Source organism: Paenibacillus sp. Y568, from assembly GCF_059445545.1.
Genome location: NZ_JCAIUM010000034.1, coordinates 1 through 12,547, shown reverse-complemented (window position 1 = coordinate 12,547; position 12,547 = coordinate 1). Strand labels below are relative to the sequence as shown.

Annotated in this window: 9 protein-coding genes and 2 pseudogenes; 9 read left to right on the top strand and 2 right to left on the bottom strand. The window is 40.2% G+C overall.

What is annotated here, in order from left to right:
• Positions 1 to 1,421: ABC transporter substrate-binding protein (locus AC1D7X_RS25385; RefSeq protein ID WP_495476386.1), on the top strand; the 1,421-nt coding region annotated here is incomplete at its 5' end.
• Positions 1,422 to 1,581: 160 nt separating this feature from the next.
• Positions 1,582 to 1,719 (top strand): annotated as a pseudogene (locus AC1D7X_RS25380) (RNA polymerase subunit sigma-70); the annotation flags it as partial.
• Positions 1,720 to 2,184: 465 nt separating this feature from the next.
• On the opposite strand, the gene AC1D7X_RS25375 reads toward AC1D7X_RS25380, so the two are convergent.
• Positions 2,185 to 2,346 carry a helix-turn-helix domain-containing protein gene (locus tag AC1D7X_RS25375; RefSeq protein WP_495454711.1) on the bottom strand — a complete coding sequence of 54 codons (162 nt, stop codon included), beginning with the start codon at positions 2,344 to 2,346 and terminating at the stop codon, positions 2,185 to 2,187.
• A gap of 93 nt (positions 2,347 to 2,439) precedes the next feature.
• Positions 2,440 to 3,211, bottom strand: a pseudogene (locus tag AC1D7X_RS25370) (transposase); the annotation flags it as partial.
• 576 nt (positions 3,212 to 3,787) lie between these two features.
• Here AC1D7X_RS25370 and sigK point away from each other — a divergent pair.
• The 7 genes from sigK (at position 3,788) to AC1D7X_RS25335 (ending at position 12,089) form a co-directional block, all read left to right on the top strand.
• Complete coding sequence (sigK, locus tag AC1D7X_RS25365; RefSeq protein ID WP_495454123.1) at positions 3,788 to 4,489, top strand: RNA polymerase sporulation sigma factor SigK; 702 nt, start codon at positions 3,788 to 3,790, stop codon at positions 4,487 to 4,489.
• Between the two features lie 178 nt (positions 4,490 to 4,667).
• On the top strand, positions 4,668 to 5,975 hold the full coding sequence (locus AC1D7X_RS25360; protein WP_495476385.1) for a DUF2399 domain-containing protein: 1,308 nt from the start codon (positions 4,668 to 4,670) through the stop codon (positions 5,973 to 5,975).
• Positions 5,951 to 7,426: a hypothetical protein gene (locus tag AC1D7X_RS25355; RefSeq protein WP_495476384.1), complete on the top strand. Its 1,476-nt coding sequence runs from the start codon at positions 5,951 to 5,953 to the stop codon at positions 7,424 to 7,426. Before AC1D7X_RS25360 ends, AC1D7X_RS25355 begins: the two co-directional genes overlap by 25 nt.
• Position 7,427: 1 nt before the next feature.
• A complete protein-coding gene (locus tag AC1D7X_RS25350; RefSeq protein ID WP_495454712.1) occupies positions 7,428 to 8,087 on the top strand; it encodes a hypothetical protein in 660 nt (219 codons plus the stop codon).
• A complete protein-coding gene (locus AC1D7X_RS25345) occupies positions 8,084 to 11,305 on the top strand; it encodes a coiled-coil domain-containing protein (protein ID WP_495476383.1) in 3,222 nt (1,073 codons plus the stop codon). Before AC1D7X_RS25350 ends, AC1D7X_RS25345 begins: the two co-directional genes overlap by 4 nt.
• 159 nt (positions 11,306 to 11,464) lie before the next feature.
• Positions 11,465 to 11,653, top strand: a complete 189-nt coding sequence (locus AC1D7X_RS25340) for a hypothetical protein (RefSeq protein ID WP_495454713.1) — start codon at positions 11,465 to 11,467, stop codon at positions 11,651 to 11,653.
• Positions 11,646 to 12,089 (top strand): ATPase, encoded by a 444-nt coding sequence (locus AC1D7X_RS25335; RefSeq protein WP_495454127.1) that lies wholly within the window; start codon positions 11,646 to 11,648, stop codon positions 12,087 to 12,089. The genes AC1D7X_RS25340 and AC1D7X_RS25335 overlap by 8 nt, the downstream gene beginning before the upstream one ends.
• Positions 12,090 to 12,547: the final 458 nt, after the last annotated feature.

Below are 12,547 nucleotides of genomic sequence, written 5' to 3'. Positions count from 1 at the left end.
CGAATTCCGACTCGAAGGCCGAACCTTCCAGCAATCAGCCGGCCCAGACGGATTCGAGCAAACCTACCGATTCCGGCGACGTGCCTACGTTGGTATGGTGGACGATCGGCGGTCAAGTTCCCGACAATTTCGACAAAGCCATCGAGCAAATGAATGACTACACGGCCGAGAAGATTGGCGTGAAGATCGACATTAAGGTAGCAGGCTGGGGAGACTGGGATACGAAGATCAATACGATTGTGAACACTGGCGAGGCTTTCGACATCATGTTTACGAACAGCAGCAAGTACAACCAGCAAGTTACGATGGGTGCATTTGCCGACATTACCGACTTGATGCAAAGCGAATCGCCCAACCTTTACAAATTCATCCCCCAGAAGGTCTGGGACGGAACGAACATTGATGGAAAAATCTACTCCGTGCCTACTTATAAAGACTCGTCCTTGACCCAATACTGGGTGTTCGACGATACGTATGTGCAGAAGTACAGTATAGACATAAACAGTATCAAGACGTTGAAAGACCTCGACAAACCGTTCCATGATATGAAGGCTGGCGAGGGCAAAAGCTTTTATCCGCTGAGGCTCACCCAGGGCGAAGGATTTAACGGATTCTTCAATGGATACGACGATATGACGGGCGGTTTGGCACCCATGGGCGTCAAGGTCGACGACGCTTCCCACAAAGTCGTCTCCGTTCTGGAACAACCCGATATCATGGAGGGCTTGAATCTTCTACATCAATGGTACAAAGACGGAATCATCAACCCGGATGCACCGACCAAAACCGAAGCGGACAAAGCCCGCCCGTTCTTTAGCGCTCAAGCATTCCCTGGCGCGGAAATAAACTGGCAAGTTACGGAAGGTGTTCAGAAGTACGACATGTTCCAAATCTTTGGCCCGATTTACACGACAAGCACGATTCAAGGCTCCTTGAACGCAATCTCCGCCAACTCCGAGTATAAGGAAGAAGCTCTGAAATATTTGCAACTGGTCAACACTGATCCGAAGCTACGCAATATGCTGGCCTTCGGCCAGTTGGGCGTCGACTATGACAACGTGAGCGACGAAAAGGTCATCGAGCGCAAATCGGATACGTGGCCGCTGGCCGCCTATACCCAAGGTACGTTCTTCAACATGGCCGTTACGAAAGGCGCTCCGGAAGATCAGTGGGATCAGGTTCGCAAGCTGAACGATCAAGCAATCTCCTCAACCAGCCTGGGCTTTGCCTTGGACATCTCCAAACTGACCACGGAGATAGCCAATACGAAGGCCGTATGGGACAAATATCGCTATGAACTGATTAATGGTGCTTCCGATCCGGAGGTAATGGTACCGAAGGTCGTTGCGGAATTGAAAGCAGCCGGCATGGATACGATTATGAAAGCAGCTCAAGAACAAATCGATAACTATTTCAAATAAGCCTTAAACGCGGGTGGGTATCCCCAAACCCCGAACGGTGAACTCTTCTGCCGTTCGGGGTTTCTGGCATAAGGTCCCGATATTTTTATCCCCATGTCCACGCTTATTTTGGGAAATAACCTTCAGATTCTTGAAGAAAGGATTAGTGTTGCTATGAGACGTTAAGAATAATGCTTTTCCCCAGCCACTATCTGAGAAGGATGAGAGCAAGTACTTAAAGTTGATGGCCGAAGGAGACAGCTACGCACGTAATATGCTTATTGAACATAACTTGCGGTTGGTGGCGCACATCGTCAAGACGTTGTGAACACGAACCAACGTCAAACGTAATGATTAAAAATCAAGGTTTGGTGACCAAAGTGGGGTATCGTGGTGAGAAGATTTTTGTTGAATAATATAAGGAGAGCGCCCAGTATAAGGGAGCTTTTTCTTTAAACATATAACGTGGCAATTTCGATTAATCCACCAAAATTGCCACGAATGTCTCTTACTGAATTTCCGAAAAGATTTTAGGGCGAAGCACACCTAGCTTTTGGCCTGATTTGTGGGTAGAACGGATTTCGCTCACAATAGCGATGGAATCTGCATCAAAAAACTGAGTATCTTTTGTTTGGTGTTCCATTGATGTTATTTATTCTCCGCTTGTTTACTCCATGTTTATGACGGGACAAACACGGATAAAAATACTGCTGGACGGTATATACTTCACAAGGACAAGGGATTGAAATGTCGTGATGTATTTAATGACTTTTTATGTCTTCCATTAGTACTGTCCACCTGTAGTGGTATTGAGAATGAAGTTGCGTAGTGACTCTTGGGGGATTCTGAGACTGCCCCCAACTTTACAACTTGATAGCTGTCCGTTATGGCATATGCCATAAACCGTTGTGTACGAAAGCTGTAGAATATCGATGACCTCACGGATAGTGAATAAACGTCCATGATGCCCCCCTTTTCGGTAACTACATTGTCATGTTGCAATTGAAAAATTACTCAGCAGCATTTATGCCGGGTTCTACGGTTGCGTGTATTTGTTGGTTTTGTATCTCGTGTCATAGCTGTCGTATCGATAAGAATGACCCTCTTTACATACCGGACGAAAATACTTGTCCACATCTTTATCTTGTTGTTCGTTACGACGGTTGTAATCCATGAGTGCTCTGGCTCCCATTTTCTCCACCTGTTTGTAAATCCCTTCTTCTCGAACAAGGGACGATTCTCTTCAAGTTCTAACTGTTCCTTTAGCCATTGCTCTCGCTCATCCTTAGATTTGAGACCACGTTTTTTCTTGGGAGGTTCAGTTACTAGTTGGTTCGGTTCGTCTTTCTTCTTATCCGGTTGGCGATCTCTAGCTTCAATATGAGTGGCATCCATGGCGACCTCGGATGCATCAATAAACCCTTCTTGAAAGGCTGTTGAACTAATTTTTCATTGGACTGCTGAAAAACTTGGGATTTTTGAAGCTTTTGGATTAGCCGCGTATATGAAGCTTCACTTGGAATTCGATCGGAACCGGTAAACCCACAGTCCGTACTAAATTCAATACTTCTATTCAGGCGCTTTCTTAGATCTTTAATCGTTGGGATACGTTCGACGATCCGAATGAACAGCGAGTGTAGCATAGCTGCATAGTTGAGTTGTGTTGGTGCCCCTAGAAATGCCTTCTTTGAAACAACGTGTAAGAATGGATTAATATCTAGCGTCTCAAAGAGATAACCGTACGTATCTTTGGGGGACATTTCCAGTAAATCCTCCAAGGAAAACAAACTTTCTTGTCGAATACTATACATTGGGAGTTCAACCTTCTCTCTCTCGGTGTTTGGTAGGGGTACTAAACACTTCGAGATTTGGGGAGGTACTCCTTTTTTCATGTTCTAAAAACTTAAGCACAGTAAGGCTTTGGATTTATGAAATTAATTCAAATAATAAAAAAGAAAGATCCAACAAGTAATGTATAGCTAGCCTGATGTATATTATCAACAGCTGAAGATCGCCCTTGGATACACGCTTATTATTGAATTTGGTCGCACTCTATGTGATGCGTGGATTGAATTATCGTATGGTTACCGTAATGATCGCGCAGGATGTCGCACTCTATCTGTGTACATTCTGTAAGAAGCGGATTGCAATAAGATAAAATATAGGATAGATTCTATCCCAGCGTGGGTGGAAGTCATCGAACAACATTTACAAAAGTGAATAATTACTTTTACGAAATGTAACGGTCAGAGTTCAACATGAACTGGCCGTTTTTGCTTTTCCAAGATAGATATTTACACCGTACATGCACAGATAGGCATCTGCCCTCATAGAATAAAATGATCGTTAACGAAGTAGTTTGTTGTATTCAGTAGGAGGTGTCATCTTTGTCCGGACTGATTAGCGTCATTGCTTTATTTATCAAAGAACTATCGCTCCTAGTCTCGTACGTTAAGAATAATGCTTTTCCCCAGCCACTATCTGAGAAGGATGAGAGCAAGTACTTAAAGTTGATGGCCGAAGGAGACGGCTACGCGCGTAATATGCTTATTGAACATAACTTGCGCCTGGTGGCGCACATCGTCAAGAAGTTTGACAACACAGGAGAAGATCTCGAAGATCTGATCTCTATTGGTACGATTGGTCTGATTAAAGCTATTGAAAGTTATCAACCGAACAAAGGTACGAAATTAGCGACTTTTGCAGCACGGTGTATAGAGAATGAAATTCTGATGCATCTCCGGTCACTTAAAAAAACACGTAAAGATGTATCTCTCCATGATCCCATTGGTACGGATAAAGAAGGTAATGAAATTACACTTATCGATATATTAGGTAGTGAAGCAGATGATGTGGCTGACTTGGTTCAGTTGAAGATTGAAAAGAGTAAAATTTATCGTAACTTGGATATTTTGGACCCCCGGGAACAGGAAGTCATCAAAGGTCGATTCGGACTGGAACAGGGCGGAGAGGAACGGACTCAACGGGAAATCGCGAAGGAGTTAGGAATTAGCCGGAGTTATGTGTCCCGTATTGAGAAGAGAGCACTGATGAAGTTATATCATGAGTTCTATAAGGCAAAGCGGTAACTTGAAAACGTAGGATAATAGCCAGTAGGGAAGAGATACTAATGTCTCAATCTTACTGGCTATTTTTGTTTCTGCAACATAAACAAACGTAGGATATCATCGTAGGGATTCTTGCTTTCTTGTATACTGTACAAGTAGCTTGAAAAATACAAAATGACATTTAGTGTAGGAGGCTTCAGTGCAAAATTTCGAAGATCTGATTTTGTTTATTAGCCAATCTCTTTTGAAAAAAGATGAGCAGCTTGAGCTGCCAAGGACAATAGGTGAAGCTTCACTTATAGATATAGATATTGTAAAAAGAACAGCACGTACGATAAGAAGAGTAGGGATCATTACAGTTGCTAAAGAGTTTTCCTTAATTGTTAAAGACCTTCCGGATCAGCAACTTTTACGCTGGACAGTGGGAAAACGTGCCTCATTAAACGATAATCAACAAACTTTTGATTGGCTTCAAAAAGGATGGATTTTGAAAGAAGTTCGTTTTAAACGTGATGGGAAATCTGTAGAACGAATTCAGTACCGCATGGGCTATTTATTATATGTATATTTATTAAATAAGCAAACGGATGAGCATGTGGATTTTTTAAATCAATTTACGCAATATCAGTCGAAGGCTACGCAGAAAATGGAAGAAATCACGTATTTACATGACGAACGATTACTTCAGTTGGAAGATTTGGCATTATACTTGTCAGGTAGTTTACAATGGATCCCTAATGATCTAGAGGATCAGTATATTTTCCCAGCGAATTGGAGTATATCTAATCGAATCAACGGTTTAAACTTTTTATTAGCATTTCTCTTGATTTCTAGTAGCAAAGAGATATTTGATTGGAAAGAAATTGGCGCACATTATTATCCGGGTATTGGAGGCTCTAAGGCATTTGATGCGTATAAGATTGAGTTTCTTAACATTTTGGAGACGATAAGTGGTCAGTCGCTGGAAACGTTAGGGATGATTAGTGGTGGACAAATTACGCCAATCTATTTTGCTGGGGAGCTGGAAGGAACATGGTCGAATTTTCGAGCAGGCCCCGTACATGCCTTAACAAATATTTCGGTTGCACAAGACCATTATTCAACTAGGGCAACAATACTTTGGTTAGTTGAGAATCGAGCCATATTGACTCGGATGTCAGCAGAACCTCATTTCTTACAGGAGACAAATTCATTGATTGTTTGTGTAGATGGTCATCTTCGAAGTGCGCATAAACATTTCATCAGACAATTGTTGCTGAATAGTAGTGTCGACCAAACGATTTTTTGGAGCGATTATGATGAAGCTGGACTGCAAATTGCAGGAGAGATGTTTCAAACGCTCATGGGACACGCTGTAAGGCATAAATGGATCTGTCTGGATCACTCGATAATAACCAATTGGTCGGAGTACCAACAGAGCATGGAGAGGTTACTACAAGATACGAAATCAGAACAAGAGATCGTGTTAGGGGAGGCAGATGATTGGAGAAACTGGATCAACCATTAATTTCAATATTTCAAACCAACGAATCCAAACCGGAAATGTATCAGGCATTAAGGGACATTGCATTGTTATCTGGGGTTCTTAATGATCTCAACTCACAAAATTTCCTTCAGACACCTATCGAAATTTTACGATTTCTTCGGATTATTCAATTGATTAATGAAGAAGCTTTGGGACTCGATGAACCGATTGAAAATGCAGATACGCTATATTTTCGTTATCGTAACCGTTTTGATGACCTTGAACCACCAAGTAGGAAAAAGGTCGAACAAATTGTAAATGTTCTTGTGAAGTATAACTGGATATCCAAACAAACAAGACAGCTAAAAATGCGTGATGTAGGTAAACGGATGATGGATACGCTCATACGTCTTGCAAATGATTCATTAGCCTATTATATGCATGATGAAATTGGCAGATCGTTATTCCAAGCTAGACGGGATGCTGAGCTTAGCGAAGCATATGACGATCATGGCATTTCCGGTGGTAATAAAATTGCTAGTATGATCCGCAATGTTGAGAATGCAATTCAATTGATGAAAGAACGAGAATTAGAGATGTTAGCTGACCGTAATGCGTTACCTCAACTAGAGATCATACATCAGTTGATGCAGGAATTAGAAATTAAACTATCGGAGCGTTTCCGTCAATTTCATACGTTAGAGGACAGTCTGGTACTCAGTAATTTAATGCAATTGGGAACCTCTGCGCTTGCAGATGGGACGAATTTGAGCATGGGAATGATCAATAAATATCTTAAATTTACAATGATGAAGCAAACGATGCTATTGTCCTCGATAAATCCAGAAAAAGTAAGGATCTTTATTACACAAATGTATGATCCACCTCAAGAATCTGACATTCCTAATGCTCATCAAATTATGAGTTTTATGGAGCAAAATGAATACGAGGGTGAGTCCATGGATGGTATATGGATTCCGGTTAAATTCGCTGCGCCTCTATCAGGAGAAGCAATTGGTGAGGCCATAGAATATCTGGAAAACTATGAGCCAATTGTTGACTCAATGCAAGAAGATGTTCAGGAAATCGAATATGAAAATGAGGAAATTTATATAGCTCAACTAGAAGATATGATGGGAGATTCGCAATGGTTGCTTACTAAATCGATGATTGAAACAGAAGTGATTGAAGTATTCATGAAGGAAGTGGAGGCTGCTCCTATAGAGACCGTAATGATTGAAGCAACTTCTACGGCATGGGGGGATGCGATTAATGCTCTTACTGCGGTATCTGCGTTGGTAGGCAGTAAGAAGCTAACATTGGAGGAAGCTACGGATGATTTAAAAGTACAAACCTCTCTCTATGACAAGGAATGGGATTGGATGGATCGTTATGATATGAATCAAGTGGTTAAGAATAAAAAAAATCGCACTATCAAGAATAGGGCCACAGAAAATATGCATGAGAGGAGTGATGATGAGCGTGACGGATGAAATGAATGTAAATCCTCTTAATATCATGCAATCTATCAAAGGAATGTTAACCGAAGTCGAAGAGATCGTTTTTATGAATCTCTTATTTTCATCCTCTGCAACAATACGTGTGGGCAATTTCGGATTATCCAGGCGTGAGGTGGAGAAGCAATTAAAGATCTCTGATGATCATGAGAAGTTCGATTCTTTTCTGAAGCGGGTTAATCAAGCAGTAAGTCGGTACTTTAAAGTGATCTATGATGAGAAAAAGGATCAAATCGTCGTCATGATGAGAGTTCCTGCTAAAGCTGCACGTAGTACATTGTCTAAAGAAAGTTTAGCGATTCTTCTGTTTATGTTTTACCAACAAGAAGTTTTACAGCATGAGTTCACATTATTTGATCAGCTGTTAAATGCCCTTGGACATGAGACAACGAAGGCAAATCAACGTTTGAACCTGAATATAGACCAACTGAAAAAAATCGGTGCACTTGAAGAATATGATACTAATTCAAATGAGAAGGCTTATGCAGTCACTGCAATTGGTGTAAATATGTTCTCGGATTCATTTTTGCGGCGTACTGTTGAATTTAGTCAATCCAATCAATTAAATAAAGAAGAAGTACTGAAATTCTTCAAACGATATAATTTGTATCAGGAAGGAACTGGTAAAATAGAATGATACCTTGGAAAATGTGGTTTACTGGAATCAGAGATTATCAGCCTACTATGATGGATTTGTCAGGAAAAGATTCGCATATACTGATAACTGGTCCCAATGGAGCAGGGAAATCTACTGTAACATATTGTATGGGAAGTGTTCTATATTCTTCCAAGGTTGATTTAGAAGGTCTGAAATCCCGTAATCTCCTTCCGAATGAGACGTGGAAGGCGCATATTCGACTTCAGTTTAAGAATGAGGGACGTATGCGTATTGATGCCCCTACTTATATTGAATTTGCAGTTTATATCCTACAGGAACCTGGACAACCGACTAAGAAGGAATTTATCATCCATTCAGGGGATGATCCAGAACAGTGGGATGAAACAATTAAATATACATCGGGTGATCGGCAATACAATTTCACCACCTACAAGAAGGATCTCCAGTACAAATATAAAATTGATCCAGATTTGTTCTATTTGATTTGGTACCAGCAGGAGGTAAATCAGTTTGCTGTTATGGATCCGCAGGAGCGGTTTCGTATTTTTGCTGAAATGCATGGTATAGATCAGGTACAACGTAACTGGGAAGAAAGTATGGAGCAGTTAAAGGATGTGCAGGAGAGTTTAAGAACGGCTGAACTAAATGTAGAAAATAAAAAGCAATATCTCGGGATGGCACGATCAGCGCTAGACCGGTATGAAGATAATCGTAAACGTCTTATAGAAGGCGGGAAGCTGTACGCTGGAGCTTTGCTGAAATTAGAAATTAACTACAAACAAGAACAAATACATCTAGTAGCCAAGGAAGAACAATTGCTCGTGGATCATGATATCGCAAGTGATAGACTGGTGACATTGCAAAAGCAAGGCGATCGATTGAATATTGAAATAAAGCAAATACAAGAAGAAAAAGAACAGCTTGATACGAGAATCACTTTATTGCAGGAGCAATTAGCTACTGTGAAAAAGGAAATTGAAGAAACTTCAATAATAATTGGTGAATTAGATGTTCAGCTAAAGGAACTTAGTCAAGAAAAATCTAGAATTACAAATACTGAAGAAGAGGTACATCAACAATTATCAGCAATAAATAAGCAGCTCAACGAATCGAATATCGAGATTGAGAAGGCGGAAGCTAGTCTTCAAGAAACTGATGATGTTATAGCCCAATTAATAGATTCAAGTTCTTACTTGAAGGCGCTGATTCAACAGGATAAAGGCTTGGATCATATGCACCAAGAACGGTTACGGCAATATCACAGCAGTCATGATGTACAGATGGAAATTAACCGCTTAGATCATTCCATTCAACATTCCATGCAGGAACAAAAAGATAAGAATAAACTACTAGAGGAGTTATCCGATGAGGAACAGATGCTTGAGCACAATCAATTATGGTCAACTCGTCAAAAGGAAACACTATCTTTGTTTAAAGTGAGGGGTGTGCGTGCCTATGCATTAAATGAATTACTTGAATTAAATGAGTCAGCTCGACTTACAGCGGAGGAGCAGTTTGAGACGATAAAGTATGCGATATTTTTTGATGGCACGCATGTACAAGCCCCTAATGATCTGTATCATGTGCCTTTACGAAGTATAATACCAGATCGTTCTGTTACTGAAATTCAGACACTCCAAATTCGTGTGAAGAATGGAATAGAAGATGATGTATTCCCACATGCGGTCAAGGCTTTATGGTGGGTTGAACAATTTTTTCTAGCAGGTGAGACAAGAATAGAGAATGATATGCTTATCGACTCAATGGGGATTCGAGGTGCACAAGAGAAGAGGAGTTATATATTAAGCCAGAAAGCTATGCAGAAACGTAAAGAGGAGATTCAAAAGAAAATAAGCGAATTGAGTACTTTACTTGCGAATTTCGATGACTCGATTAAGAATAATACGTTAACTATGCAAGAACTACATGCCATTATCCAATCTGTACGTGAATCGGAAGCCTTTCTAACAATGAAACATGAACGTGAAGGCCGGATCCTGAAGTATGAAGTAGAGATACAGCATCTTCAGGAACAGAAGGAGCATAGTCAGGAACTTAAGACTACGCACATAAAGTTCATTGAGAAACGGATCAGATTGGAGCATATACAAGTTATACTACAACGTGAAGCAGACTTTTATGTGAGATTAGGTCAGCAGAAGGAACAGTTTGAAATGTTACAACGGAAGACTCATCAGCACAACTACTTAACCTTACAGCAGGACGCGTTGAAGCAGCAAAATGATACATTGGAAGAGCTGGCTGAACAAATAGATGGAGATGAACGTCGACAAAAACGCAGTCTTTCGGATACTGAAGACGAAATTCAAAAAGCTATGCGTACTCTTAGTCAAATTGATAATCAAAACAAAGATACAAAAGAGTCACTTGATACATCTAAAGTAAATCTACTTACAGTAACCGAAGAAATTGAAAATTTCAAACGGATTGCACGGTTTATTTATGATGAGGTGACAAATGAGTTTGAACATGAGCCTAATAATACCAAGAAACAACAATCGCTTTCAAAGCTCCGCCAAGAGCATGAGTCTGGAAAAGTAATATTTAACAGCGCTAGAAATGAGTCGGGAATTGATCCTGCAGCATCTGAGAATTATAAAGTAATAAAAGAAGAGGTTCATCGATTGAAGGATGAATTTAAAAGGACAAGCTTATTATTTGAAGAGAACCAAGAACGAGCTGAGAATTTGAAGGATCAGCTAGAGACGACAATCAATATGCGAGTCCTTGAAATTCAACAACGTTTTAAGAACTACATGAGCATTTTTCAATTCGAGGGACAGATCGATTGGAGTCGGCAAGAAGATCGTCGAGGTCGAGTGCTTTTCCATTTATTCATTAAGGCTCGAAAGGAAGGGCATCGAGGATCATTAGAGGATGTTAGTGTGAAGGCTCGGGGAGGAAGAGTTGGCAAGGGTGTTTCTGGAGGCGAAGAATCGCTCAGTTCACTACTGTTTGCTCTGGCTTTATTGCAGAATCTACAAACATCACCTGGATTTATAGTTATGGATGAATTTGATAGCGCGTTAGATGAGCAGAGGAAATTAAAAGTATTTGATCTTTATGCTGGTGAATTACAACGTAAATTGATTATTCTGTCACCAAAGTCGCATGAGAACTCTTATCTAGATCGATTCTCGAAAGCGTACATTGTGCAACATGATCCTACTGTACCACAGAGTAAAGTGATGGGGTTAATTATGAAACATATATGATGAAGTGGTAGAAATGAATTAGCCTGTTGTAGTGAAATATGCACTGTTCATTCTTACGGGCTAATTGGGTTTATGATGTATACAGACTTAAGCTAATATAAAATGTAATGTGCTGTAGTATACTCAAGCTATAATAAAAAATGAGGTGTTTAATAAATGATGAATCTTACGCAGGAACTTGCTAAATTGATTCGATTAACGGGTGATCGTGCGAAATTGGAAGCTAAAGCTAAAGCTAAAGCTAATGGGACGTATGTCGTATATAAAACAACTGAGGGGAAGATTGTTAAAGAATATTGCACAGGTGAGATCAAGGAAATGAATGAACAGGAACTTAACCATGACTGAGACCGTTGCAACCATGTTTGTGTTTGCTGGTAATAATGGAAGTAGTAAGAGCACAATCCGCAATTTGATTGTTGACCGACTTGGGGTAAGTGTGAATATTGATCCGGATGCACTAGCTCGCAAAATTGATACTCAACATCCTGAAAAGAGTAAAGTATCTGCTGGAAAGGCAGCCATAAGAATAGCCAGAGAATGTATCCGAAATAAGTGGGATTTCACTGTGGAAACTACTTTAGCGGGTGGTAACGTTATTCGACAGATGCGAGACGCAAAGCAACAAGGCTTTGAAATCATTATGTTTTACGTAGGATTAGGGGATGTTCGACTTAATATTGAACGTGTTGCTACGCGTGTGAACAATGGTGGTCATCACATGCCTGAATGGGTACAAATGATTGATAGACAATTACAGATCAGGAACAAAACAAAAAAGTAAACCAATTCGAATCGGGAGTGATCGCAATTGGTTTACTTTTTTACATCATATCGTGTTCGCAAGCTTTTGTTTGGTCTGATTAAAGTTATTGAAAGTTATCAACCGAACTTGTCCAGTCACTCTTTCATTGAAAAAAATCCGCCGAAAGCGATTAGGCTTACGACGGATAAAATGTATATGTTCTTAAGTGCTGAATGATGTGCCAAAAAATAATTAACAGGAAATCCTCCAGCTAATGTAACTTGCATACGGCATAGTAGAAGAGTTAGCTGGATTACTTCCATCTAATTCATCGATATGAAGCCATTTGAAGAGAATAGGCTTAATTTAACAGGATTGTAGCTAGAATAAAAAGTGGACACCTGTTAAGAGAAACTGGATAATTTACTTAACAAAGAAAGAGGTGTCCTTTTATGAGGGAACAACGACAACGGTTTAATGAGGAATTCAAAAAACAG